This is a genomic window from Marinomonas atlantica (genome assembly GCF_001639725.1).
GTDB classification, from domain to species: Bacteria; Pseudomonadota; Gammaproteobacteria; order Pseudomonadales; family Marinomonadaceae; genus Marinomonas; species Marinomonas atlantica.
This window is the reverse complement of record NZ_LTAW01000017.1, coordinates 1-25,315: the sequence shown is the minus strand read 5'-3', so window position 1 is coordinate 25,315 and position 25,315 is coordinate 1. Positions and strand designations below refer to the sequence as shown.

The following is a 25,315-nucleotide window of genomic DNA, read 5'->3' as shown; positions in this document are numbered from 1 at the left end:
AGTTCAGTTGGTTAGAATACCTGCCTGTCACGCAGGGGGTCGCGGGTTCGAGTCCCGTCCATTCCGCCATTTACTTTCTTTAGTTCTAAAGAGTAGTAAGTTGCCAAGCGTTACCATCATTGCGATGGGTGTGTAGCTCAGTTGGGAGAGCGTCGCCCTTACAAGGCGAATGTCGGGAGTTCGAACCTCTCCACACCCACCACTCTTATGATTGTTTTTGTCATATGAGATCCCTCTAGTAATCCTTGATATATATGTGTATGACTGTTCTAGTCATTATTTATTTCTTTTTCTAGCATTGTTAATGTTGAGTTGTTCTCAGCCTCTTAATTTATCATGTGGCGAATATGTGACCATATGGTGACCATCTTGAATATTCCGATTTTGAATCCATCCTTTAAAATACACCCAGATACCTATTTTAGCCTCTTTTTTGACCTTCGCTCGTTTTGGTTCATATGGTAAACATGATGTTTTTGGTCACAAGATTTCTGTGACCAAATTTGTTGCCAAGTGACTTAAATGCACCTAAAGTGTATTTTTCTACATTCTCATAACTCACTGACTAACAAAGGAATTAATTGTTAGGGTTGATTGGTATTTTATAACGAAGCTGAAAAAACAATGTGACCAAAGCACATAAAACAGTATTTTCTTTTTATCGTACGAGTTTTTGCGTTAAACCTTAGTAGTGTGGGATTTTATATTTACTCAGGGAGTCGAAAAATGGGTACTAGTTACACTGCGTTATTTCGTCAAATAGAGATTCTAAGGGCCATTCCAGATAAACCAGGTTGTTATATAGCGACAGGAACAATACAAACGGTGTTACAGGGGAAAGGTTTCAATGTTAAAACTCGTACTCTTCCTAGGTTCTAACGTTAATAGGTCTAGTAACATCTGGGAAGTCCAGAATGTTATATCTATAGTTTCTGACTTCTTGGGTACTTCACAACAGAAATAGTCAAATGAAGGCGAAGTAGGCTGGCTGGGTATACAAAACTTGAATAGTTAAAGCAGATCTGTATCAAAAAAATTAACTAGGATTATAATTTTTTCTAGCTTAAATTAATTATTTCAAGTTGCATTGCGCTATTTACTTGCATATAGTCTGGTGTATTCAAAGTTGAGTACATTGTACATGCCTGCATTATTTTTAAATAAAGTTAGTATTTCAGCGAGAAAACACGGTTTCGTGTGTTTGTTGCTGTTTTTGCTATCGTTATTTTCGATGGCAATGGCAACGAACAGTATGATGTCACCTTCCTCGAATATGATGTCTATGGAAATGCATGACACGTCAGAATTATCGGATCATGATATGTCTCCTGATAAGGGGGTCTCTTGTATGTCCGCTTCGATGGACGAATGTTCTAGTCTGACATCAGAGCACAATCACCAAAATTGTATGGACAATCATTGCAGTAGCTTTTCAGGCTTACTGGTCAGCTATCATTCTGATTCCGACAATATTTCTTCTGTTCACACGACTCTGTTGTCTGAATTCTACGTTTCTACCCACCCAAATACACCTTATTTCCCTCCTATAGTCATTTCTTAAATTCGCAGTTTCACTCATCGCTTTCATTTGCGTTGAGATTTTATGAATTTAAAAAATGAGTACCTTAGCCAATGGCCAAAAACAACTTTTTGGCATTCTGTTATGTATTACAGAGTGTCTATTGCCGTCAATTTTTAATCGGTAAAACGAATCGTATTGCCTCCGTTTTCCTATTGTCGTTACTGCCCTTTGTTGCGAGCGCAGAAGTGTTAAGCCTGCAACAAGCGGTGGAAAAAGCCATCAATCAAGATGATTGGTTGACTTCCAATCAACAAAAAGAGAATGCCATTCGTGCCTTAAGCCAAGGCGTGACGGCATTGCCTGATCCAAAAATCAATGTTGGTTTATTGAATATGCCAACTGACAGCTTTGATTTTAACCAAGAAGCGATGACGCAATTTAGCGTGTCGGTATCTCAGATGTTTCCGGCGGGCGATACCTTACGTTTAACAGGGGAAAAGTACGCCGTTCAAGGCGATCAAATGCCCTTGATGCGAGATGATCGTCGTGCAATGCTGGCAATGGAAGTGTCAAATCTTTGGCTAACGGCCTACAGCTACGAAGAAAGTATCAAACTCGTTAAGCAAAATAGAACCTTGTTCGAACAACTTCATGAGGTAGTGGAAAGTAGTTATAGCTCGGCGTACGGGCGAGCCAAACAGCAAGATTTAGTGCGCTCTGAACTGGAGTTGATTAAGTTAGATCATCGCCTTACGCAGCTTAGCCAAGCGAAAGAAAATGCACTGAAAAAATTATCCCAATATATTCTTCCGACAATGGCTGATCAGAACACAGCTGATCAAGATATCACCCTGAAAACAACGGGTGAACCCATTATGGTAACCCCGTCTAATATCCTTTCATCGAATTCATTGGCATTGGCGGCTCGCCTGAGCCTGCATCCGTTGGTTCGCATTGTCGATGTTCAATCCAATACCGCGCAGATAGATAAATCGATTGCTGAGCAAAAGTACAAACCAGAATGGGGCGTTACGTTGGGTTACGGTTATCGCGGCGATGATCTAAGCGGCAAAGATCGAGCCGATCTGGCGTCTATTGCGGTGAGTGTCAGCGTACCAATCTTTTCGTCTAGTCGACAGGATGCTCAGGTGAAAGCCGCGTCCTTACAAGTTGAGTCTTTTCTTTCTGAAAAGCAGCTGGTGCTGAATGAATTCATGGCGAAATACCGTGTTCTGACATCTGATATTACTCTGCTAGATCAACGAATCCGTCTTTATCAAACAAAGTTACTTCCTAGTTACAGAGAAAGCGCACAAGCCATGTTGAATGCTTATACCAGCAATGATGGTGTTTTTTCGGATGTGGTTCAGGCGCGTATCGCGACATTGAATGCGCATATTGAATTGTTGAATATTCGCATTGAGCGTTTCAAGCGCTTGGCAGAATTGAATTATGTGATGGCACAAGGTGAAGAGGTGAAACTCAAATGAAAGTAATCGGGTATATCGGCGTATTTGTACTAGGTGGCGTTCTTTCGGCTACGGGTTATCACTTTGGTCTTCAAGCATTTAATGTTATGAACGGGGAAATGAATGCTGGTGCATCAGTCACGAAAGATGAAAAAGCGCCTTTATATTGGGTGGCGCCAATGGACCCAAATTACCGTCGTGACAAGCCGGGTCAATCTCCTATGGGAATGGATTTGATTCCTTTTTATGGTGATGATCAAGGTTCCAATAATCAGGGTGCTGGTACTGTGAGTATCTCGCCTGAAGTCGTTAATAACCTTGGCGTGCGAACCGGAAAAGTGTTTGAAGGCGTACTGAAACCAGACATTCGTACAGTGGGCTATTTGGCCTACAACGAAGACAAGATTGTTCATATTCACCCTCGTGTCGAAGGTTGGATTGAAAAGAGCTTTATTAAATTCAATGGTGATTCAGTTGAAAAAGGTCAGCCTTTGTTCGATCTGTATTCACCAACCTTGGTGAATGCGCAGGAAGAATTTGTCTTTGCGTTAGCGCGCAAAGACCAGCGCATGATCAACGCGGGTGAAGAAAGACTAAAAGCTCTGCAAGTGTCGAGCAGTTTTATCCAATCGTTAAAGACAAAGCGCAAAGTGTCTCAAACAGTGCGATTTTTTGCGCCACAAAGCGGTGTGATTGACAACCTTGGAATTCAAGATGGTTTCTACATTAAGCCAGGCACAACCTTGATGTCGATCGCGGATCTGAGTGAGGTGTGGTTGGATGCCGAAGTGTTTGAACGCCAAGCGCATCTTGTCGCGGTGGGTCAACCGGTTGAGGCTGTTATGGATTTCCTACCGGGGAAAACCTTTGCCAGTAACGTGGATTTTATTTATCCGACTCTAAATGCCAAAAACCGCACTTTGCGTGTTCGCATTCGTTTAGACAACCCTGAGCAACTCCTGAAGCCAGATATGTTTGCCCATGTTCGTATTGAAACCACGGACCCAGGTAAAAAACGATTGATTGCAAAAGAAGCTCTAATTCGCGGCGGCAAGCAAAATCGCGTGGTACTGGCATTGGGTGAAGGGCGTTATAAATCGATTGCAGTTGAAACCGGCGCGTTCGGCGATGACTACGTGGAAATTTTAGATGGCTTGGTGTTGGGTGATGAGGTCGTGACATCGGCGCAGTTTTTGTTGGACTCTGAATCCAGCAAAAGCTCGGATTTCAAACGCATGAATATAGACAGTGAGCAGACGTCAATGCCTGCCAGTGGCACTGAAATGACTAACACGTCAATGTCTGGCAATGAAATGTCAGTAGCAGAACCTGCTAACAATGTTTGGGTAGCCGCACGCATTAATCGTATTGATGCAACAACACGCAAGGTGAATGTAGACCACGACCCTATTGCAGATTGGAATTGGCCAAAAATGACGATGGACTTTACGCTAGCCGATTGGCTGGAAGTTGAAGAATTACCGATTGGCAAAAATATTCAGCTTGAGATTACACGTGAAAGCAGCGTGAAGTTCATGGTCACTGACTATTTTGACGCTGAGACGGAGTAGGGGAATATCATGATTGAAGCGATCATCCGTTGGTCCATAAACAACCGATTCATGGTGTTGTTGGCTACTTTTATTTTAGTGGGCGCTGGTTTGTATTCGTTAAAGAATACTCCTGTTGATGCCATTCCTGACTTGTCTGATGTGCAAGTTATCATTAAAACCAGCTATCCAGGACAAGCGCCACAAGTTGTGGAAGATCAAGTTACGTACCCGTTGACCACGGCGATGTTGTCTGTGCCGGGTGCTCAAACAGTGCGCGGTTATTCGTTCTTTGGGGATTCGTATGTCTACGTGATTTTTGATGAAGATACCGATATGTACTGGGCGCGAAGCCGAGTGCTGGAGTATTTAAGTCAGGTTGCGCCATCCTTGCCCAGTAACGCAAGGGCACAATTGGGGCCAGACGCAACGGGTGTCGGCTGGGTATATTTGTACGCCTTGGTCGATAAAACCGGTCAAAACGACTTGAGTCAATTGCGTTCATTGCAAGACTGGTTCTTGAAGTATGAATTACAAACCGTGCCTGGTGTATCTGAAGTGGCGCCCATTGGCGGCATGGTGAAGCAATATCAGGTAAGTGTGAATCCAGATAAATTGCGTGCGTTAAACATGCCATTGAGCCACATTCAAAATGCCATTAAACGCGGCAATCAAGAAGTCGGCGCGTCGGTCATTGAAATGGCTGAAGCTGAATACATGGTTCGAGCTTCTGGTTATATACAGAGCGTCGAAGATATTGAAATGATTCCGCTTGGCGTCAGTGAAAGTGGCACACCGCTGACGATCAAAGATGTGGCAGACGTTGGTATTGGCCCACAAATGCGTCGAGGGTTAGCGGATCTAAATGGCGAAGGCGAAACCGTCGGCGGCGTGGTGGTGATGCGTTTTGGTGAAAACGCACAGAAAACCATCGAAGGCGTAAAAGCGAAATTGGAAACCTTGAAATCCAGCTTGCCAAAAGGCGTTGAGGTGGTGACTGTTTATGATCGTTCTGGTTTGATTGATCGTGCTGTGGAGAATTTATGGACCAAACTGCTGGAAGAGTTCCTTGTGGTTGCGTTGGTTTGTATGGTGTTTCTTTTTCATGTGCGTTCCTCTTTAGTGGCCATCATCAGTCTGCCTGTCGGTATTTTGACTGCCTTCATCGTCATGCATTTGCAGGGTATTAATGCCAATATCATGTCGCTTGGCGGTATTGCGATTGCCATCGGCGCCATGATTGATGGCGCAATCGTGATGATAGAAAATCTCCATAAGCATATGGAAAAAGTCGAAATGACCAAGGAAAACCGTTGGCAGGTTGTGACCGCCGCGGCTACCGAAGTCGGCCCCGCGTTATTCTTTAGTCTGCTGATTATCACCGTCAGTTTTGTGCCTGTGTTTACCTTGGAATCCCAAGAAGGACGGATGTTTGGCCCGTTGGCCTATACCAAAACCTATGCCATGGCCGCATCGGCGGCATTAGCAATCACTCTCGTACCTGTTTTGATGGGGTACTTTGTGAGAGGTAAGGTCTTGCCTGAGCATAAAAACCCCGTTAATCGGGCTTTGATCGCGGTGTATATGCCAGCGCTGAAAGCCGTGTTGAGTTTTCCGAAAACCACCATTTTGGTGGCAATTGCTATATTTGCCATTGGTATGTGGCCGTTAAATAAGTTGGGCAGTGAGTTTATTCCTAACCTAGACGAAGGTGATTTGATGTACATGCCAACTGCCTATCCGGGGATCTCCATCGGACAAGCACGTCAGGTATTGCAGCAAACGAATAAATTAATTGCGACCTTGCCAGAAGTGAAAACTGTCTTTGGGAAGGTTGGCCGCGCGGAAACCGCGACAGACCCAGCACCTTTGACGATGATCGAAACCTTTATTCAACTCAAGCCTCATTCTGAATGGCGAGACGGTATGACCAGCGACAAGATCAAGCAAGAGCTGGATCAGCTGGTCAAGATCCCTGGCATTACTAACGCTTGGGTAATGCCGATCAAAACACGAATCGATATGCTGGCAACGGGCATCAAAACCCCTGTGGGTATAAAGGTTGCAGGTCCTGATCTAAAAGTGATTCAAGATATTGGTTTGCAGCTAGAGAAAATCTTGAAACCAGTTGAAGGCACGGCATCGGTTTATTCTGAGCGTGTGGCCGGTGGTCGTTACGTCAATATAGACATTAATCGCGCGAAGGCATCGCGTTATGGGCTGAACATTCAAGATGTTCAAGAGCTTATCTCTTCGGCGGTGGGTGGCATGAATGTCACGAATACTATTGAGGGGCTTGAGCGCTATCCCATTAATGTTCGCTATCCACAAGAATATCGTGATTCACCAGAGCAATTAGCCCTTTTGCCAATCGTGACTCCGAATGGTTTACGAATTGCTTTGGGGGATATTGCTGATGTGTATGTGGAAGAAGGTCCGCCAGGATTAAAAAGTGAAAACGCGCGTTTAAACGGTTGGACCTTTGTGGACATTGAAGGTGTAGATATTGGCCGTTATGTCGAAAACGCACAAAAAATCGTAGCAGACCAAGTGCAATTACCAGCAGGTTATTCGTTAAATTGGTCTGGTCAATATGAGTATATGCAACGGGCAAAAGAAAAGCTGACCTATGTAGTGCCGCTTACATTGGCCATCATTATTGTCCTCTTGTATATCAACTTCCGTAATTTCTACGAGGTGGCGATCATTATGGGCACTTTGCCATTTGCTATGGTGGGTAGTATCTGGCTGATGTATTTGTCTGGCTTCAATTTCTCGGTTGCAGTGGGGGTTGGCTTCATTGCATTGGCTGGCGTGGCCGTGGAAATCGGCGTCATTATGTTGATGTATTTGAATCAAGCTTGGACTGAGACACAAAGTAAATGTGCTGAAAAAGGCGTCTTACCTCGCGCGGACACGCTTTACCATGCGGTGCTTCACGGCGCTGGCATGCGAGTTCGTCCGGTGATGATGACAGCGGTATCCATCATTATCGGCTTGCTGCCAATTTTATATGGTACTGGAACGGGATCGGAGGTGATGAGTCGAATCGCTGCACCTATGGTTGGCGGTATGGTGAGCGCGGTCGTACTGACGTTATTAGTTTTGCCTGCGGTGTACTTTATATGGAAAAAATCTTCATTGAAATGAGTGTTTGTTTCAATCGATGTAAAACGCGGTTTTTCAGAGCCGCACAAAATGCTGGTACAGGTGGGCTCCTCTTTGTGCCAGTGCAAACAAATATTAAGCTCAAAGCAATTAAACTTTAAAGGATCATAGTATGAACAAAATCAAATTAGCGCTTTCTGTATTCGCAATGACAGCTGCTGTAAACGTATATGCACACGGCATGATGAAAATGACATACCCAGAAGATGGTTCCATGCTAATGGCACAAGCTGAGCGCGTAGAAATGCATTTTCAACAGCCGATGCGCGTGGTGAGTTTGAAAGTTGTTGGATCGGATAATAAACCAGTGGCGATTAAATATGATCGTAAAGGTGCTGCAACGGAGCATTTTAAAGTAATGCTGCCTATGTTGACGCCAGATACTTACTCTGTTCAATGGAAAGCCATGGGGGAAGATGGGCACATGATGAAAGGGGCGTATAATTTCATGCAGCATTAATTGTTCGCGGCAGTTGATTTGAGTAATAGAGCAAAAAATAACGGGAGGCTGTATGGCGTTAACGAATTGGGAGGTCGCGCAATTATTGACACGTTGGATGTTGTACTTTGGTGTATCCAGTGTTGTTGGTGGTTTGTTTGCGTTCAATTTGCTGCGCCATCAGCCTGTTTTATTGCTCTGTATAAAAGGGTATATAAAAGTCGGCGTGCTGGTGGGAAGTGCGGCTACGGTGGCGTATTTCTTTATTCTGGTTGGCGCTGCGATGGAGGAAGGTCTTTGGTCTATGTTTGATCCAGAGATGGTTTCTATCTATTGGGATTCCGCTGCTGGCAGCATTGTGATGGTTAATTTGTCCGGCTACGTTATTGTGGCGCTGGCTCTAATTTTATTAGGGCAGGCACGTAGCGAGAATGCTTGGCCTTATTCGTCTTTATCATTGCTGGTCGCTTCTTTTGGTATTGCTAGCTTAGTGTATTCGTTTTCTCTTTCTGGGCACTCGATGAGCCAAGCTTGGTATTATCAAGTGATATTTTTCATTCACATCTTAATCGCGGCTTGGTGGTTGGGATTGTTGTTTCCATTGTGGCTAGCGGTGCGCCACGCAACAGTTGAAGAGTCCAATATAGTATTAGAGAACTTTGGTAAGCTGGCGGTTATTACCGTGTCGATTTTATTACTTTGTGGCGTCTGGATGAGCTATGAATTGACAGGATGGCAAGGTTTACTGTCATCAGACTATGGCTTTTGGTTGATGGTCAAGCTTGCTCTGGTTGCCGTTATTCTTGCGATGGCAGCGTATCATAAATTGTATCTTGTGCCGCTCATTTTAGAGCGTGGCAATGCGAATGTTATTCAAGAATCCATTTTAACCGAAAAAATTGTCGCGGCTGCGATCTTGGCGGTCACTGCCATGTTTACCACCTTTGTTGGGCTTCCAATGCATTGATTGGAGTTCTATTAATTTTCGTTGTTTTAGTTGGTGAAATGGTAGAGGAAGAGTCAGACAAGAGCCGATATTAACGCCTTTTTATTGATAAGACATTTATTTCATTAGGCAGTCTAATGGCGTGACAGCTTGGATTTAAGCTTTTTTACAAGAAATAAAGGATGAGCGGTGAGGCGAAAAATAAAAGCTTCACTCGCATCACCATTAATTTCAACAATATAAAAGAAAGGGCAATACCATGATGAACGAAAGTATGTTTGGTAGCACAATGTGGGCAGGACACTGGTTATGGATGTTAGTGATTGCGACCTTAGTTGTTGTACCTGTCTATAGAATATGCAAGCGAGCTGGATATTCTGGTTGGCTGGGGTTGCTGATACTGGTTCCAATGGTCAATCTGGTTTTGTTGTATTTTATTGCTTTTTCTGACTGGCCTGCGAGTAAAAAAGGAGCACAGGATGAGTGAGCATTCGAATCATCATGAACATAAAAGCCACGGTGTACATGACCCTGTGTGCAAAATGTCAGTGGATCCCCAAACTGCAGATTATAGCAGTCAGCATGCCGGAAAAACTTGGTATTTCTGTTCTTCCGGTTGTCAGTCGAAGTTCGATAATAATCCAGAAAAGTATCTCAGTGAAGAAAATGAGCAGACAGAGTCGGTTGCATCCGGAACCATGTTTACCTGTCCTATGCATCCAGAAATTCGTCAACAAGGCCCGGGTGAATGCCCAATTTGTGGCATGTCGCTGGAACCTGAGGAAGTAAGCCTCGACGACGGCCCTTCAGTAGAGCTCGCCGACATGACTCGTCGATTCTGGATTGGTCTGGCTCTGGCACTTCCGGTTTTTTTGATCGAAATGGGAGGCCATCTCTTTAAGGTTGACCATATTGTGTCGCCACAAATATCCAATTGGATTCAGTTGGCTTTAGCTACTCCAGTGGTCGTTTGGTGTGGTGGACCATTCTTTGTACGCGGTTGGAAATCTGTACTTAATAGTAATCTTAATATGTTCACACTTATTGCCATCGGTACGGGTGTTTCTCTGTTGTACAGTTTTGTCGCAACCTTGACTCCGCAGATATTTCCTGACGCTTTTCACGCTGACGATGGCTCAGTCGCAGTGTATTTCGAAGCGGCCGCTGTCATTGTTGTGCTGGTATTGTTGGGTCAGGTACTTGAACTTCGAGCTCGAGAAAAAACCTCTGGCGCTATCAAAGCTCTATTGGATCTAGCTCCGGCTACGGCAAGAAAACTGGACGATGACGGCAGTGAGTCTGATGTGGCGCTCGATCAAGTTAAGGTTGGCGATCGATTGCGAGTTAGACCTGGCGATAAGGTGCCTCTAGATGGCGAAGTGCTTGAAGGCCGTTCCAATGTTGATGAATCCATGGTCACTGGTGAACCCCTGGCAGTTAGTAAAAAGACTGGAGATCAAGTAGTTGGTGGTAGCATTAATCAGCAAGGCAGTTTTATTTTACGGGCTGACAAAGTAGGTCGTGACACAATGTTGTCCCAGATCGTCCAGATGGTTGCCAGTGCACAGCGAAGTCGTGCGCCTATTCAGGGAATGGCTGACAAAATGGCTGGTTGGTTCGTCCCAGTTGTTCTGCTGGTCTCTATCATTGCGTTCGGGGTCTGGTCTATCGTCGGTCCAACGCCGCCCATGGCCTTTGGTCTGATCGCAGCTGTGAGTGTGCTGATTATTGCTTGTCCCTGTGCCTTGGGTCTGGCGACTCCTATGTCGATCATGGTCGGTGTTGGTCGTGGGGCTCAGATCGGTGTCTTGATCCGAGATGCTGAAGCATTGGAGTGGATGGAAAAAGTAGACACAGTGGTAGTGGATAAAACCGGGACCTTGACCGAAGGTAAGCCTCAGGTGACAAAACTGGTCTTGGCAAACGGTTTCAGCGATGAGGATTTGATGCGTTATTCCGGTAGTCTTGAAAAAGGCAGCGAGCATCCGTTAGCTCATGCCATTTTAGATAAAGCTAAGACCATGAATCTAACTCTGCCAGACGCCATAGATTTCGACTCACCGAACGGCAAAGGCGTTACCGGTGAAGTCGATGGAAAAAGGGTTCTGCTTGGTAATCGACTGTTAATGCAGTCAGAAAATGTTAATACTTCAACTTTTGAGGAAGAAGCTAACCAACTTCGAGAAGACGGTGCCACAGTAATCTTTGCCGCGGTTGACGGGAAGGTTTGTGGTTTGCTGGCAATTGCAGACCCTGTCAAGGATACCTCCAAAGCGGCAATAATCGCTCTGCAGAAGGAAGGAATTCGGGTGGTGATGCTGACTGGAGATAACCTTACTTCCGCTGAAGCCGTAGCCCGCAAGCTCCACATTGATGAAGTGAAAGCAGAAGTGTTGCCGGAAGATAAAGGCAAGGTTATTCAACAACTTAAGAATGAGGGGCGTGTTGTTGTTATGGCTGGAGATGGTGTAAATGATGCGTTAGCCTTGGCAACTGCTGATGTAGGTATTGCGATGGGCACAGGAACCGACGTGGCCATAGAAAGTGCGGGCATTACTTTGTTGCGTGGCGATCTGATGGGCATAGTGGAAGCGCGACGATTATCCCGAGCAACCATGCATAATATTCGGCAGAACCTGTTCTTTGCATTCATTTATAACATGGCAGGAGTACCGATTGCTGCAGGAGTACTTTATCCGTTTACAGGTATTCTCTTATCGCCTATTTTTGCCGCTGCAGCTATGTCGTTGTCCTCGGTGAGTGTCATATTAAATGCTTTAAGGCTGCGGGCGGTAAAATTATCAGATATCCAAATTAATAGTAAATAGCTAATTTTGAAAGAGGTGAATATATGAAGGTAATAAATAAAAGCATTGCAGCTTCAATCTTAACGTTAGTCAGTGCAAGCGTGTTTGCACAACCTATAATAGATCTCTACAAGTCTCCGACATGTGGTTGTTGTGTTAAATGGGGTGAGCTAATGAAGGCAGAGGGATATACCGTTAATTATCATCACACAGAAGACTGGTCCTCTTTAAAGAAAGATGCGGGTATGCCCATGCAACTACAATCGTGTCACACCGCTGTAATCGACGGTTACTTAATTGAAGGGCATGTGCCAGAACAAGATGTGGCACGTTTAATACTTGAGAAACCTGAAAATGTATCAGGGTTGGCTGTGCCTGGAATGCCAAGGTATTCTCCTGGCATGGCTGCAAAAGGTCAGCGATACAAAGGTTTTAATGTGGTTCAGTTTAGCCAACAAGGAACGATGACTGTCTATCAACAGTATTGATAAAGGATTAATTCACTAAATCCAACAGGTCAGTTAACTAACTAACTTAATAGGAGTTAACTGACCTGTTTTGTAAACGAGCACACAAGACTATTCAGTTTCTATTGGCCGAGAAAATGCCGCGTACTACATCCACCAAATTCAGATCTGACCAAGCAACCTTGCTCAACTAAGGTCGCCAAGTGGCGAGTTGCTGTTGGCTTACTACCTTTGGCAACTCTATAGTACTGAGTTGTGTTAATACCTTGTTCAAAGTTTCCATCGAGCATGACTTAAGACTTTGACCTGTTGTGTGCTAAGGAACCACGCTAACCATGCTGTGATGTTTTGGGCTTCCCATAGTTTGCTAGACGAATATTAAATTCGAAAGCCCTCATGGAGCCTTTGCTAATGTTCTCTTAGGTGTTGTTTATGCTCTTCATTCATTGGTAGGTCATTCAATGCGTTTGGCCAAAGGCTTCTGGTTTTTTCCATAGCATCGTCCAAATGCGGCTTGATCGCTCGCCATGGGATATCTGATTTTGTCGCCCAATGTTCAAAGTGTTTATATGAGACATCATACCAAGCCTTCGTCTTTGCGAGATTAAGGGCAAAGTGCTGTTCGTTTTCAATATAAACACTGGTGGTGACTATGCCGTATGCAGGTGAGAGTTTGGGAGTGACTTGACCTGAATACAGTAAACTCCAGTTTTTTAAGTGGGCGTCGCCGTTTGCTAATAGGATGTTGACGATTAAACGACGGGCGAGTTGCTGGACATCGTTTAGACCATCACCAGAAAATTGATATAGGTTTTTTACTATTTGCTCGTAGTTGCCAGAAAAGTATTTTTCACGTGGGTACTTCACTAGCACTTGAGTAAAGTCTGGGAAGTGCTGTGCTTAATAAAGTGATTCGTTGTGAATTAACGCTGTGTTAGAGCGATCGGTGAGAGTTAAACCGTATATCGTGATTGATTCAGGATTAAATAAAAGGTTATTTGTAGGCGAGTGGTTGGCTGTCGAAGTGCATAGCACTCTCTTAGAAATGGGATCTAAAAAGTTAGTAGGTGTCTACCAAGATCATAAGGGGGAGGCTACTATGAATAAAGCGAGCTATTTTTAAGAAAAAACATTAGACAATACATTTTGTTAGTGTATTATACGCCCCGTCTTCAAGCGAAGGTCATTTTTACCAAATGTGTGACTATGCTCTATTGCTTAGATATGTGGCCATAAAAAATTATTTATTTTCTTCTAAATTAGAAATAAACTTTGATTTTCTTTCTATGAAAAAAAAATAAAAAATATTTTGTTGATTTATAAGGTTTTTCTTTTATATTAGCATTTAACGTCACTTTGGGTTGGATGAAATGAATTTAGTTTTTCGCCCTTACAAGGCGAATGTCGGGAGTTCGAACCTCTCCACACCCACCACTTATAGAACAGTGGCTAAACAACCTATGACAACGGAGTGGTAGTTCAGTTGGTTAGAATACCTGCCTGTCACGCAGGGGGTCGCGGGTTCGAGTCCCGTCCATTCCGCCATTTACTTTTCCCCAAAGTAAATGCGAGCGTTACCATCATTGCGATGGGTGTGTAGCTCAGTTGGGAGAGCGTCGCCCTTACAAGGCGAATGTCGGGAGTTCGAACCTCTCCACACCCACCATGATAAGTCCTCTTTGTATTTTAGATTCCCTGTTTCTTTCTGTAAGCATTTTTAGCATCCACATTTGAACGCCTAAGCTCAGCTCAACGCATTAAGTCCATTCTTGTAAGTTTATGCATGGCCCGCAGTGGGCGGTCACCTTAGAGCATCGAGCATTAGGAAGGCTGTAAGCGACTTAAAAATCACAGCCCCTGTTTGTTATATTGGACGATCATATAGCAAAGGGGCTGTTATCAGCGCAGCGATTCTATTGAGCGGTATAACCGCCGTCTATGACAACGGCTTGCCCTGTAATGCCTTTGGCTGATGGGCTGGTAAGATACAAGCAGTAGTCAGATATTTCTTCAACCTCAAGCAAGCGTTTTTGTGGCACGAGCGGCCAGATGACTTGCTCTAACACATCGTCTAGGGCGACGCCTCGAGTCTCAGCCAGATCCTTTAATTGATTGCGAACCAGCGGCGTGTCGACATAGCCTGGACATAAAGCGTTAACCGTGACCCCAAATGGGGCGGCCTCTAACGCCGCCACTTTGGTTAGGCCAATGACGCCGTGTTTGGCGGAGTTATAGCCGGCTTTACCCGAAAACCCTACCAGCCCGTTAATAGAGGCCATGTTAATAATGCGCCCAAAACCCTGTTCTTTCATGCTTGGCAGTACTTTCTTAATCGCCACAAACGGAGCTACCAGCATGATGTCGATTAATTGACGATATCGTTCGGTTGAAAAGTCTTCAATGGGAGCAACATGCTGCAAGCCTGCGTTGTTAATTAAAATATCGACTTTACCAAAGTGCTCAATCACTTGATCTATGGCCGCCAGAAGGTTGGTTTCATGGGTGACGTCACATTGGAGCAATTGGCATTGTGCTGAATACGGCAATAACTGGTGCTCTGCGTCCTTGAGAGACGTTTCGTTAAAGTCGATGATGGCAACATTCATCCCTTGTTTCAAAAAAGCCATGCCAATCTCAAGACCAATGCCACTGGCGGCACCGGTAATTAATACTGTTGTATGTTTCATGTGGTTACTCGTTATCTAATTGCCATATAGGGTATCTGGGAGCCAAAGTACGATGTCAGGGAAATAAAACACCAGACTCACGGCAAATAATTGAATTAAGATAAAGGGAATTACACCTTTATAGATGTCCAATGTGGTGACATTCGGGGGCGCAACACCTTTCAAATAAAACAGTGAAAATCCAACCGGAGGGGTCAAGAAGGAGGTTTGTAAGGCCAAAGCAAACAGCACCACAAACCACACCAAACTAAAGCCAAGCTCGACAACAACAGGCCCAACAAGCGGCAATAGGATAAGGCTAATTTCCAGCCAATCGAGGAAGAAGCCCGCGACAAATGTGATTAATAAAATAACCACTACGATCCCAGCTGGCGATAAAGGAATGCTTTGTAGCATTTCGCTGATGAACTCATCACCTCCTAATGTGCGTAAGACAACTGCAAAAGCTGTAGCACCTAAGAAGATACCGAACACAAATGCCGTGGTAATGGTGGTGCGACGACATACATCGGCTAGCATAGCGAAGCTAAAGCGCTTATTCATAATGGCCAATAATGTGGCCCCTAATGCGCCCACCCCAGCCGCCTCGGTTGGCGACACGATGCCCATAAAAATTGAGCCTAAAACCGCTAAAATTAAGCCCAATGGCGGAATGACGGCAAATAAGGTCTCTTTGATTAAGGCTAACGTCACAGGGGGTAAATCTGTCGGCAGTTCACAGGATTTAGGGTTGAGAAAAGCGCTTGCAATCACATACACGATGTAAAGAATGCCAAGCAGTAATCCGGGCATTAGTGCCCCCATAAACAGGTTGCCTACTGACAGAGATAACTGATCTGCCATGATGATAAGCATAATGCTGGGCGGGATTAAAATACCCAGTGTGCCGGATGACGCGACGATACCGCTTGCAAACGATTTTGAATAATTCTGCTGCAACATGACAGGCATGGACAGCATGGCAAGCAACACAACGGACGCCCCGACAATACCCGTGGACGCTGCAAAAAGAATCCCGATTAAGATCACCGAGACGCCCAAGCCACCGCGAAAACGGCCAAATAGGCGTACAAAGTTCAACATCAGACGTTCGGCAACGCCAGATCGCTCAAGCATCAGCCCCATAAAGATAAACATGGGCAGGGCAACCAGAACCCAATTACTCATTTGTGCGTAGATACGTTGTACAAAGGTGCCGTATATACGCCAGTTGGTCATATAGTATGTGTCCCAATCTAAGTATTCGTACCCTAAAATCCCCACACAGCTAAAGATCACAGCAAGACCGGCCAGTATCCAGGCAACTGGGAATCCCGTAAAAATTAGAGCAATGAAGCTGCCAAGCATGGCAATGACTAAAAACTCATACGTCTCAAACATACTAATTCCTAAACAACATTGTTAGCGGAGGGCTGGCGCACAAGTGCTAGGCAACGCAACCATCGAGAAAAGGCGGCTAAGCTTAGTAAGACAAACGCCACGATAATAGTGGACTTAATCATCCAGCGCATAGGTAAGCCACCAGGGGAGGCAGAGACTTCATTGAGTTGATATGCGCGGGTCACAAAGGGCAGGGCATACTCAAGAACAATCACGCAAAATGGCAGTAATAGTACCGACAAGCCAATCAGCTCTATCCAAGCTCGGGTGCGTAAGGAGCGATGCTCAACCACGGCATCCACACGTACATGGCCATCGTGGATCAAACAATAAGACAGCCCAATCATGAACCCCACTGCGTAGAGGTGCCATTGAAGTTCTTCTAATGCGATAAAATTGATGCTAAAGAAATAGCGCATTAAAGCGTTGGCAACGATAAGCACCATCAACACAATCCAAACAAAGGAAATGTTGCGCCCAATGACTTCAATAAGGGTTTCGATTCGTTTCGACAGGGTCGTCTGAGGCAGCGCTGACCATGTCGTGTCCGATAATTTTGCTTCGATCTCAGCAAGATCAAGTGAGTTGTCGCGATCTGACATACAAGCATTCCAAATCAGAAATTGGCAAACAAGGCCGACTGAGCGTCGGCCTGTGAAAACGCAAGCTGTGAGGCTTAGTTATGACCCCAGTCACGTGGTAGGTAGCCAAATTTCTTCCAAGAGCCGTGCTCTTTTTGGAAGGCTTTCATAGATGCGTAAATGTCGCCGAAAGACTTATCCTCAGCAGAACGGCGTGCCATGACTTTTTGTGTTGCTTCTTCAAATGCCATCAATATCTCTGGCGAATATTGGTGCAGTTCAACACCTTTGTCTTCAAAGTCAGACAGTACTGCGCCTTGCAACGCTTCGGCTTTGGCAATAGACAAGGTGTTTGCCGCTACACAGCTGTTCTCAATCAAAGCTTGTGTTTGTTGGTTTAAGTCATTCCAACTGTCAAGATTGATGTAGAGGAACTGGTTGGTACTCGGTTGATGCCAACCTGGAAGGTAGTAGTGCTTCGCGACTTGAAAGAACCCAAGTTGCTGATCTACAGTCGGAATAGAGAATTCAGTGCCGTCTAATACGCCAGTTTCCAGTGCTTGGTATAGTTCGCCGCCAGGTAACACGGTGACTGACATGCCTAGTTCAGACATGATCTCTCCACCTACGCCTGCTGCGCGGAATTTCAGGCCTTTCATGTCTTCTGGTGTGTTGACTTCTTTACGGTACCAACCCGCAGCTTCAGGGCTGATGGTGCCACATAAAATGGGGTATACATTGTGCGGTTTGAACAAGGCTTTAAGCATTTCATCGCCCCCATGGAAATACATCCAAGCGGTGAATTCACTCGACTCTAAACCGAAAGGTGTGGCTCCGAACAGTGCCGCCGCAGGGACTTGCCCCCACTCATAGCCCATCCAAGAGTAACCCGCATCAATGTTGCCTGTACTGACATTCTCGAAAACGCCCAATGCTGGAATAACGGTGTTTGGCTCAAAAACCTGCAGTTTGACGCGGCCACCACTGACATCGCTCAGCATTTTAGACACTTCTGGCATGGTATCGCCTAACGCCGTTAGCGTAGACGAAAACGCCATCGGGACCTGCCAGCGAATTTTGTCGAAATCGGCAAAGGTGGGGGCCGATGTACACAGAGCAGTCGCGCAGGATAGTGCAATAACAGCATTCTTCATGATGTGATCCTATTTATTGTTGTTTTAGACACGCCAGTCACTGGGTGTGACTGGGGTCGCAATCATGTTGCAGAGGAATGTGTTACAAGATAAATGCCAAAAAAATAATATTCATATAAAACAATGGCCTATTGGTATTTATTGTTATTTTATAAGCGAATAATGTTTTATTTTCCAGATAATCGAACGGTTTTACGATGACTTACTCATTAAAACCTTGATAATATGTCCGAATATACGGACGTAGTTCGGTTTTTCGGACTAAAATGCACGAATTATATTAATCCGTGCTTGTTTAGCTTCTCATAGAAGGTAGATTTGCTCACGCCTAGGCTTTTCGCAGCTTGGGTTTTATTACCGTAGTATTCAGTAAGCGATTGTTTTAATGCAGCTTTTTCCGCCAAATCAAGTTGCTCCTTGAGCGTGCCGGTGTTACTGATGTGAGGCGGATTTGTAAAAGCGCTGTTTACGTCGTTTTCAGTTTTCCGGGACAGGGCGGTAGGCAGTAGCGATAATGGAATCTTCCGGTCTGTTGCGGTAAAAAAGGCGGCCTCCATGACGTTCTCTAGCTCACGGATATTGCCCGGCCAATCGTAATCCAACAGTGCGGTCATTGCTTGGGCGGTTAACTTAGGCGCTCGGCGGCCAGTGCGGCGCGATAACGTTTGCAGAAAATGCTCCGCCAATTTAGAGATGTCTTCAGGTCGCTTCCTCAAGGGCGGTAAGGAAACATTGACTACATTGATGCGATAGTACAAGTCTTCACGAAAATCCCCGCTTTTTATTAAAGACTCTAGGGGGCGATGTGTTGCAGTGATTAAGCGTATGTCTAAGGGGGTGGACGAGGTACTACCTACGGCTTCTACTTCTCGATCCTGCAAAACACGTAGCAATTTAGCTTGCATTGACAGGGGGAGATCGCCGATTTCATCTAAAAATAGGGTGCCACCATTTGCCAGTTGAAACTTGCCGGCTTTGCCGCCTTTTTTTGCGCCGGTGAAGGCTCCTTCTTCATATCCAAACAGCTCGCTTTCAAGTAAATTTTCAGGAATGGCCGCACAGTTTACTTTGATAAAAGGTCCATCGCCTCTGTCCGAAAGTTGATGGATAGCGTGAGCGTAAAGCTCTTTGCCGGTACCAGATTCTCCGCGTAATAGCACGGTGACATCACCCGATGCAACTTGGGTAATGGTTTGATTCAAGGTTTTAATGGCTTTGCTGTCGCCAACAATGTCGGCCAAGCGATACTGAGCAGAGGGTTGCTGGGTGTCGACTGGCGCAGTTTGGTTTGCGAACTCATGCTCTGCTAACAGCGCTTTAATATGACTGTTGATACGTTTCCATTCGTAAGTGTCGTGAAAAATAACGGTGCCGACTGCGCCGATTACCTTTCCTTGATCGGTGATGGGGAAGCGGTTTGCAATCATATTGCTGCCTCGAATACGTTGCATCGACAAGCGTTCCGTCACACCATTTTTAATCGTAAGGTGCATGCGCGTATTCTCTATGACCTCGGTGACTTTTTTACCTTTTACTTCTTCGGCGTTGACCCCGAGAAAGCGCGCATAGGGACGATTGAGGTAAAAAATTCTCGCATTATGATCCACGACCACCACCCACTCTTCTAGGGCATCTAAAATCGTGCGATAGGTGTGTGCAGCTTGTCGCAGTTTTTGTGTCGGCATATGTGTCATTAAAGTGTGTCACCTTGTTGAAGGTTATCGGGTGCAGTTGCATAAGTGTTAATCAATGTGTCCAGCATGGCAGCGGCGGCGATGGACAGCATTGAGCGTGGCTTGCATATGACACCCACTCGGCGTTCGATAGTTGGTTGGTCAATTGCCCGCTCAACGACATTTTGTTCGCGAATCTGCTGTCGACAGGTGGCTGGCACAACCGCCACCCCCATGCCTTCACTCACCATTCTAATGACCGTCGTCAGTTGGTGTGCATCAAAGGCAACAGGGAGGTCAATGTTGGCATCGATTAAACTTTTTTCAATCATGCTGCGAACGCTAGAAGGGCGTTGTAGAGTAATAAAATCCTGTTTCAATAGCGCCTTCCAAGTCAAGTTTGGTAAGACCGTTAAGGGGTGGTTAGCAGACAGTATGGCTATAAATTTATCGTTGTATAAAGGGTGAAAAGTGAGTCCTTCCAACGTATTGGGTTCGAATGTTACCCCTAATTCAACACTGTTATTGCTGACTCGCTCAACGACTATATCAGACAGTACGTCGTCGATCGAAATCTGAATGTTAGGGAAGTTCTGATGGTAATCATGTATGGCCTTAGGCAGCAGAGAGCCCGCAAAGGATGGCATGGCGGCAATGGATATCTTGCCCATTTGTAAGGCAAAGCGCTGTTTCATTTCATCTTCCGCGTCTTGCCATTGAGCTAATAACTGACGTGCGATGGGCATCAAGGCTTCCCCCTCAGGGGTCAAAGCTATGGTGCGGGTAGTGCGTGTCAGGAGTTTTCCCCCTAACGATTCCTCTAAACTTTTGATGGCTAAGCTCAGAGCTGGCTGTGACAAATGCAGCTGATGCGCGGCTTGCGCAAAGCTCATTGACTCCGCTACGGATAAAAAGGCTTTAACCTGTTTTATATTCATTTAATTTTCTTATTAATAAATATGAAAAATAAAATTAATTAATCTCTGGTGATAAGTCAAACTCTGGAATCAGACATCCCATATGGCATGAATCTCAAAATAATAATTAGGAGTGGAGCAATGGCGGGTTTTGACAAAGTTGTGTTGTCATACGACGAAGCAATGGCAGGGTTAGACGACGGCATGACCGTTATAGCAGGAGGATTTGGGCTGTGCGGTATTCCCGAAAACCTCATTGCCGAAATTAAGCGTCGTCAAACGAAAGGCTTAACCGTAGTGTCCAACAACTGTGGTGTGGATGGATTTGGTTTAGGCATTCTGCTTGAAGATAAGCAAATTCGTAAAATGGTGGCTTCCTATGTGGGTGAAAACGCTCTGTTTGAACAGCAACTTCTTAATGGCGAACTTGAAGTGGACTTGACGCCACAAGGCACCTTGGCAGAGAAAATGCGTGCTGGTGGCGCAGGTATTCCCGCTTTTTACACCGCAACCGGAGTGGGTACGCCTGTTGCTGAAGGCAAAGAAACACGTACTTTTCACGAAAAAGAATTTTTGTTGGAAGAGTCTATCACGGGCGATTTTGCCATTGTTAAAGGTTGGAAAGCTGACCGCTATGGCAATGTAATGTACCGCCATACTGCGCAAAATTTTAATCCTCTTGCGGCGACAGCAGGCAAGGTTACCGTGGTTGAAGTGGAAGAAATTGTAGACGTGGGTGAGTTGGAGCCATCGCAAATTCACACCCCCGGTATCTATGTAGATCGTGTTATTCAGGGTTCATTTGAAAAACGCATTGAAAAAGTCACGGTTCGTTCGTAACACCTACCCATTCATTAATACAATAAAAAGAGGTTGCTATGGCTCTTACACGAGAACAAATGGCACAGCGCGTCGCGCAAGAATTGCGTGATGGCTATTACGTTAATTTAGGTATTGGCATTCCTACACTGGTGGCCAACTTTGTACCGCAAGGTATGGAAGTAATGCTGCAATCTGAAAATGGTTTATTAGGCATGGGAGCGTTCCCTACACAAGAAACGTTGGACGCTGACATGATTAACGCTGGTAAGCAAACTGTGACGGCAGTGAAGGGGGCGTCTATCTTCTCGTCGGCAGAGTCTTTTGCCATGATACGTGGGGGACACGTAGATTTGACGGTTTTGGGGGCATTTGAAGTAGATGTTCATGGCAACATCGCATCGTGGATGATTCCCAATAAATTGGTCAAAGGGATGGGGGGCGCCATGGATTTAGTTGCCGGTGCAGACAACATCATCGTGACCATGACGCATGCTTCTAAAAATGGCGAGTCGAAGCTGTTGGCAGATTGCAGCCTTCCGCTGACTGGCAAAGGTTGCATTAAGAAAGTTCTAACTGACTTGGCGTGGATTGAGATCGATGAAGGCCAGTTTACGTTGGTGGAACGCGCACCAGGTGTTTCTGTGGAAGAGATTGTCGAGAAAACGGCCGGAAAATTAGTGGTGCCTGAACACGTACCTGAAATGACGTTTGCTTAAACCACTTAATATAAGTGTCAAAACAACAATAAATGGAGAGACATAATGAAGGCTGTGATCGTCGCCGCTGGGCGAAGTGCAATTGGTTCTTTTAATGGCGCACTTTCCTCGTTAAGTGCTGTGCAAATTGGGACACAAGTCTTACAAGGAATGCTAGCCAAGCAACCTGAGCTGACAAACCATATTGATGATGTGATTTTAGGGCAAGTGCTGACTGCGGGGTGCGGCCAGAACCCAGCCAGACAAACGGCGTTAAATGCTGGCCTGTCGAATCATGTTTCTGCTTTGACAGTTAATATGGTGTGCGGCTCTGGGTTGAAAGCCGTTCAACTCGCGGCGCAAGCCGTGTTGAATGGTGATGCCAAGATGGTTGTGGCAGGTGGACAAGAAAGCATGAGCCAAGCGGCGCATGTGTTGCCGAACAGTCGCTCTGGAAAAAAAATGGGTCACTGGAGCATGCTAGATACCATGATTGTCGATGGTTTATGGGATGCTTTTCACAATTACCATATGGGCCAAACGGCTGAAAACATCGCCAACCAATGGCATATCAGCCGAGAGCAGCAAGACACTTTTGCAGAGCAGTCACAACTGAAAGCGGCGAACGCGCAAGCATCAGGTCGGTTCCAAGACGAGATTGTTCCTATTGCGATTCCACAGCGCAAGAGCTCCGCCATTATTGTTGACCAAGATGAACAGATACGCCCACAGACAAATGCCAGTTCTTTGGCTGCGCTAAGACCGGCTTTTACCCAAGACGGCTCGGTGACCGCAGGTAATGCGTCCACGTTAAACGATGGTGCAGCGATGGTAGTTGTCACCACAGATGACGAGGCAAAGCGGTTAGGGTTGACGGTGTTGGCAACCATTGAGGCCAGTGCAACGTCGGGTGTGGATCCACAAATCATGGGAACAGGCCCTATAACGGCCAGTCAAAAAGCGTTAGATAAAGTGGATTGGTCTGTACAAGACTTGGGGTTGGTCGAAGCAAACGAGGCGTTTGCCGTGCAGGCGCTGTGTGTTGGGCAAGAGCTTGGCTTAGTGCCTGAGCGTGTGAATGTGAATGGCGGCGCCATTGCCTTAGGCCATCCTATTGGTGCCTCCGGTTGTCGTGTATTAGTGTCTTTGCTGCATGAAATGCAGAAGCAAAAAGTTGAAAAAGGACTGGCCACTTTATGCATTGGTGGTGGCATGGGTGTAGCTATGTTGCTCAGTCAATCGCATTAATATTGCCTTACATAAAAGCAAACAAGGGGCCACAAGTCCCGCCTAAAATAACTATAAAATGGTAAACACTATGTCTAATTCAATGACGCAAAAAACCGCGCTGCAACGCGCGAGTCAGTTCTTTGTAACGTTACTACAACGCTATCTTCCGGATCCTTTTATCTTTGCAATTGTGCTGACGTTGGTGGTCTTTGTGATCGCTATGCCCAGTACAGGGCAGGGGCCAATACAGGTTGTTGAAGCGTGGGCGGGCGGTTTCTGGAAATTGCTGAGTTTCTCTATGCAGATGGCGATGGTGGTGGTCACCGGTCATGCAATGGCAAGTGCCCCAGCGTTTAAGCGAAATCTGGCCTTAATTGCAGGTGTTGCCTCGACGCCAGGACAAGCGATCTTACTCGTTACCTTTATCAGCGCTGTAGCTTGTTGGGTAAACTGGGGGTTTGGTTTAGTAGTCGGGGCTATTTTTGCACGTGAGTTGGCTGCGCGAGTGCGAGGCGTCGATTATCGTTTGCTGATTGCTTCGGCCTACAGTGGCTTCTTGTTTTGGCATGCCGGGCTATCGGGCTCCATTCCGTTGGCCATTGCGGGTGGCAACAACATCAGCTCTGTTACAAATGGTGCGGTTACGGCACCGATTGCAACGTCTGAGACTATTTTCTCACCGATGAACTTAACCATCCTTGCCGTCATGTTGGTCGCTATTCCGTTATTAAACCGATTAATGCATCCAGCACCGCAAGATACGATTGAGTTTGATACCAGTAATTTGGTTGGCGAGGAAATGGACAAACCAGCCCCAGACAAATCAGAGATGACACCTGCAGAGCGCTTGGAAAGCAGCCGTTTATTATCGTTGCTGATTGGTTTGATGGGCTTTGTGTATGTGGTTTATTACTTTGCCAACAATGGCTTCGCACTGAACCTAAACATCGTCAACTTTACTTTCTTATTTACCGCGGTGTTATTGCATGGAACGCCAAAGAGTCTGTTGAATGCGGTTACTGATGGCGCTAAGAATTGTTCAGGCATTTTGCTTCAATTCCCATTTTATGCGGGCATCATGGGGATGATGACCGCGGCGGGTAGCTCTGGCGACAGTCTTGCAAGCTTGATTTCACAAGGTTTTGTTGCCATTTCCAATGAGACGACGTTCCCTTTGTTTACTTTCTTAAGTGCGGGTATTGTGAATTTCTTTGTGCCTTCGGGGGGTGGTCAGTGGGCGGTTCAGGCACCTGTCATGATGCCTGCTGGGGCTGTGCTAGGCGTTGACGCAGCGAAAACAGCCATGGCTATTGCCTGGGGCGATGCTTGGACTAATATGATTCAACCTTTTTGGGCGTTGCCAGCGCTCGCGATTGCCGGCTTAGGAGCAAAAGATGTGATGGGGTATTGTATCCTCGCACTGCTCGGGTCTGGTGTGATCATCGGAGCTGGGTTGATGATTTTCTAACAAAGTAATTCCACCTTACTGAGCTAACCAAACGCCCGAGTGATCGGGCGTTTCTTTTGACTAAAAGAAAGTGCTTGTCCACTAAGTAGTCTGAAAGTCGCAGCCTAGGTATTATTTTTTTTGTGTTAGGTATTAAGCGCTGTTTGCTTTTTAACCTACTGTATATTAACGCATTATTTTTAAAATTAAGGGTTGCTTTCAGAGTCACAATGCCTATAATACGCCCCATATTATGACGGAGCCAAAGTGCTGTGTCTTAGTTAGGAGTGGTAGTTCAGTTGGTTAGAATACCTGCCTGTCACGCAGGGGGTCGCGGGTTCGAGTCCCGTCCATTCCGCCA

At 45.6% G+C, this 25,315-nt stretch carries 19 protein-coding genes, 4 tRNA genes and 1 pseudogene; 17 read left to right on the top strand and 7 right to left on the bottom strand.

Features of this window, described 5'->3' with window-relative positions:
• Window positions 1-126 precede the first annotated feature (126 nt).
• From AYW75_RS18215 to AYW75_RS18170, 10 genes are all read left to right on the top strand, one after another.
• Window positions 127-202 (top strand) — tRNA-Val (locus AYW75_RS18215).
• Between the two features lie 939 nt (window positions 203-1,141).
• Window positions 1,142-1,561 (top strand): hypothetical protein, encoded by a 420-nt coding sequence (locus tag AYW75_RS18835; protein ID WP_156490887.1) that lies wholly within the window; start codon window positions 1,142-1,144, stop codon window positions 1,559-1,561.
• Window positions 1,562-1,632: 71 nt separating this feature from the next.
• On the top strand, window positions 1,633-3,012 hold the full coding sequence (locus AYW75_RS18205) for a TolC family protein (protein ID WP_082856592.1): 1,380 nt from the start codon (window positions 1,633-1,635) through the stop codon (window positions 3,010-3,012).
• Window positions 3,009-4,562, top strand: coding sequence for an efflux RND transporter periplasmic adaptor subunit (locus tag AYW75_RS18200; protein ID WP_067102633.1), 1,554 nt, complete (start codon window positions 3,009-3,011; stop codon window positions 4,560-4,562). Before AYW75_RS18205 ends, AYW75_RS18200 begins: the two co-directional genes overlap by 4 nt.
• Before the next feature lie 9 nt (window positions 4,563-4,571).
• The gene (locus AYW75_RS18195) at window positions 4,572-7,691 is read left to right on the top strand and encodes an efflux RND transporter permease subunit (RefSeq protein WP_067102630.1); all 3,120 of its coding nucleotides are present in this window, start codon (window positions 4,572-4,574) and stop codon (window positions 7,689-7,691) included.
• A gap of 130 nt (window positions 7,692-7,821) precedes the next feature.
• The gene (locus AYW75_RS18190) at window positions 7,822-8,169 is read left to right on the top strand and encodes a copper resistance CopC family protein (protein ID WP_067102628.1); all 348 of its coding nucleotides are present in this window, start codon (window positions 7,822-7,824) and stop codon (window positions 8,167-8,169) included.
• A 52-nt stretch (window positions 8,170-8,221) separates the two neighbouring features.
• On the top strand, window positions 8,222-9,115 hold the full coding sequence (locus tag AYW75_RS18185) for a copper resistance D family protein (protein WP_067102625.1): 894 nt from the start codon (window positions 8,222-8,224) through the stop codon (window positions 9,113-9,115).
• Between the two features lie 238 nt (window positions 9,116-9,353).
• A complete protein-coding gene (locus tag AYW75_RS18180; RefSeq protein ID WP_067102622.1) occupies window positions 9,354-9,581 on the top strand; it encodes a hypothetical protein in 228 nt (75 codons plus the stop codon).
• A complete protein-coding gene (locus AYW75_RS18175; RefSeq protein WP_067102619.1) occupies window positions 9,574-11,922 on the top strand; it encodes a heavy metal translocating P-type ATPase in 2,349 nt (782 codons plus the stop codon). Before AYW75_RS18180 ends, AYW75_RS18175 begins: the two co-directional genes overlap by 8 nt.
• A gap of 23 nt (window positions 11,923-11,945) precedes the next feature.
• The gene (locus AYW75_RS18170) at window positions 11,946-12,389 is read left to right on the top strand and encodes a DUF411 domain-containing protein (protein ID WP_067102616.1); all 444 of its coding nucleotides are present in this window, start codon (window positions 11,946-11,948) and stop codon (window positions 12,387-12,389) included.
• A 387-nt stretch (window positions 12,390-12,776) separates the two neighbouring features.
• Here AYW75_RS18170 and AYW75_RS18165 read toward each other — a convergent pair.
• Window positions 12,777-13,250, bottom strand: a pseudogene (locus AYW75_RS18165) (type II toxin-antitoxin system HipA family toxin); the annotation flags it as partial.
• A gap of 586 nt (window positions 13,251-13,836) precedes the next feature.
• On the opposite strand from AYW75_RS18165, the gene AYW75_RS18155 reads away from it, so the two are divergent.
• Both AYW75_RS18155 and AYW75_RS18150 read left to right on the top strand, forming a co-directional pair.
• Window positions 13,837-13,913 (top strand) — tRNA-Asp (locus AYW75_RS18155).
• A 45-nt stretch (window positions 13,914-13,958) separates the two neighbouring features.
• Window positions 13,959-14,034 (top strand) — tRNA-Val (locus tag AYW75_RS18150).
• Between the two features lie 247 nt (window positions 14,035-14,281).
• On the opposite strand, the gene AYW75_RS18145 is transcribed toward AYW75_RS18150, so the two are convergent.
• The 6 genes from AYW75_RS18145 to AYW75_RS18120 form a co-directional block, all read right to left on the bottom strand.
• Window positions 14,282-15,055, bottom strand: a complete 774-nt coding sequence (locus tag AYW75_RS18145) for a 3-hydroxybutyrate dehydrogenase (protein ID WP_067102614.1) — start codon at window positions 15,053-15,055, stop codon at window positions 14,282-14,284.
• Between the two features lie 15 nt (window positions 15,056-15,070).
• Window positions 15,071-16,435, bottom strand: coding sequence for a TRAP transporter large permease (locus AYW75_RS18140; protein ID WP_067102610.1), 1,365 nt, complete (start codon window positions 16,433-16,435; stop codon window positions 15,071-15,073).
• 8 nt (window positions 16,436-16,443) lie between these two features.
• On the bottom strand, window positions 16,444-17,037 hold the full coding sequence (locus AYW75_RS18135) for a TRAP transporter small permease subunit (RefSeq protein ID WP_067102607.1): 594 nt from the start codon (window positions 17,035-17,037) through the stop codon (window positions 16,444-16,446).
• A gap of 74 nt (window positions 17,038-17,111) precedes the next feature.
• Window positions 17,112-18,170 (bottom strand): TRAP transporter substrate-binding protein, encoded by a 1,059-nt coding sequence (locus AYW75_RS18130; RefSeq protein WP_067102604.1) that lies wholly within the window; start codon window positions 18,168-18,170, stop codon window positions 17,112-17,114.
• Between the two features lie 275 nt (window positions 18,171-18,445).
• On the bottom strand, window positions 18,446-19,864 hold the full coding sequence (locus AYW75_RS18125; RefSeq protein WP_082856590.1) for a sigma-54 interaction domain-containing protein: 1,419 nt from the start codon (window positions 19,862-19,864) through the stop codon (window positions 18,446-18,448).
• Window positions 19,864-20,781 (bottom strand): LysR family transcriptional regulator, encoded by a 918-nt coding sequence (locus AYW75_RS18120; protein WP_067102603.1) that lies wholly within the window; start codon window positions 20,779-20,781, stop codon window positions 19,864-19,866. The genes AYW75_RS18125 and AYW75_RS18120 overlap by 1 nt, the downstream gene beginning before the upstream one ends.
• Before the next feature lie 120 nt (window positions 20,782-20,901).
• Between AYW75_RS18120 and AYW75_RS18115 the strand changes: the two genes are divergently transcribed.
• From AYW75_RS18115 to AYW75_RS18095, 5 genes are all read left to right on the top strand, one after another.
• Entirely contained in the window at window positions 20,902-21,600 is a 699-nt protein-coding gene (locus AYW75_RS18115; protein WP_067102600.1) for a CoA transferase subunit A, read from the top strand.
• 38 nt (window positions 21,601-21,638) lie between these two features.
• Window positions 21,639-22,298, top strand: coding sequence for a CoA transferase subunit B (locus AYW75_RS18110; RefSeq protein ID WP_067102598.1), 660 nt, complete (start codon window positions 21,639-21,641; stop codon window positions 22,296-22,298).
• 45 nt (window positions 22,299-22,343) lie between these two features.
• Window positions 22,344-23,525, top strand: coding sequence for an acetyl-CoA C-acetyltransferase (locus AYW75_RS18105; RefSeq protein WP_067102594.1), 1,182 nt, complete (start codon window positions 22,344-22,346; stop codon window positions 23,523-23,525).
• 70 nt (window positions 23,526-23,595) lie between these two features.
• A complete protein-coding gene (locus AYW75_RS18100; RefSeq protein WP_067102591.1) occupies window positions 23,596-24,975 on the top strand; it encodes a short-chain fatty acid transporter in 1,380 nt (459 codons plus the stop codon).
• Window positions 24,976-25,238: 263 nt separating this feature from the next.
• A tRNA-Asp gene (locus tag AYW75_RS18095) sits at window positions 25,239-25,315 on the top strand.

What these genes read in the sequence shown, in the direction of transcription:
- AYW75_RS18835 (WP_156490887.1), top strand. Translation starts at nt 1,142, where the DNA reads ATGCCTGCATTATTTTTAAATAAAGTTAGTATTTCAGCGAGAAAACAC.
- AYW75_RS18205 (WP_082856592.1), top strand. Translation starts at nt 1,633, where the DNA reads ATGGCCAAAAACAACTTTTTGGCATTCTGTTATGTATTACAGAGTGTC.
- AYW75_RS18200 (WP_067102633.1), top strand. Translation starts at nt 3,009, where the DNA reads ATGAAAGTAATCGGGTATATCGGCGTATTTGTACTAGGTGGCGTTCTT.
- AYW75_RS18195 (WP_067102630.1), top strand. Translation starts at nt 4,572, where the DNA reads ATGATTGAAGCGATCATCCGTTGGTCCATAAACAACCGATTCATGGTG.
- AYW75_RS18190 (WP_067102628.1), top strand. Translation starts at nt 7,822, where the DNA reads ATGAACAAAATCAAATTAGCGCTTTCTGTATTCGCAATGACAGCTGCT.
- AYW75_RS18185 (WP_067102625.1), top strand. Translation starts at nt 8,222, where the DNA reads ATGGCGTTAACGAATTGGGAGGTCGCGCAATTATTGACACGTTGGATG.
- AYW75_RS18180 (WP_067102622.1), top strand. Translation starts at nt 9,354, where the DNA reads ATGATGAACGAAAGTATGTTTGGTAGCACAATGTGGGCAGGACACTGG.
- AYW75_RS18175 (WP_067102619.1), top strand. Translation starts at nt 9,574, where the DNA reads ATGAGTGAGCATTCGAATCATCATGAACATAAAAGCCACGGTGTACAT.
- AYW75_RS18170 (WP_067102616.1), top strand. Translation starts at nt 11,946, where the DNA reads ATGAAGGTAATAAATAAAAGCATTGCAGCTTCAATCTTAACGTTAGTC.
- AYW75_RS18145 (WP_067102614.1), bottom strand. Translation starts at nt 15,055, where the DNA reads ATGAAACATACAACAGTATTAATTACCGGTGCCGCCAGTGGCATTGGT.
- AYW75_RS18140 (WP_067102610.1), bottom strand. Translation starts at nt 16,435, where the DNA reads ATGTTTGAGACGTATGAGTTTTTAGTCATTGCCATGCTTGGCAGCTTC.
- AYW75_RS18135 (WP_067102607.1), bottom strand. Translation starts at nt 17,037, where the DNA reads ATGTCAGATCGCGACAACTCACTTGATCTTGCTGAGATCGAAGCAAAA.
- AYW75_RS18130 (WP_067102604.1), bottom strand. Translation starts at nt 18,170, where the DNA reads ATGAAGAATGCTGTTATTGCACTATCCTGCGCGACTGCTCTGTGTACA.
- AYW75_RS18125 (WP_082856590.1), bottom strand. Translation starts at nt 19,864, where the DNA reads ATGACACATATGCCGACACAAAAACTGCGACAAGCTGCACACACCTAT.
- AYW75_RS18120 (WP_067102603.1), bottom strand. Translation starts at nt 20,781, where the DNA reads ATGAATATAAAACAGGTTAAAGCCTTTTTATCCGTAGCGGAGTCAATG.
- AYW75_RS18115 (WP_067102600.1), top strand. Translation starts at nt 20,902, where the DNA reads ATGGCGGGTTTTGACAAAGTTGTGTTGTCATACGACGAAGCAATGGCA.
- AYW75_RS18110 (WP_067102598.1), top strand. Translation starts at nt 21,639, where the DNA reads ATGGCTCTTACACGAGAACAAATGGCACAGCGCGTCGCGCAAGAATTG.
- AYW75_RS18105 (WP_067102594.1), top strand. Translation starts at nt 22,344, where the DNA reads ATGAAGGCTGTGATCGTCGCCGCTGGGCGAAGTGCAATTGGTTCTTTT.
- AYW75_RS18100 (WP_067102591.1), top strand. Translation starts at nt 23,596, where the DNA reads ATGTCTAATTCAATGACGCAAAAAACCGCGCTGCAACGCGCGAGTCAG.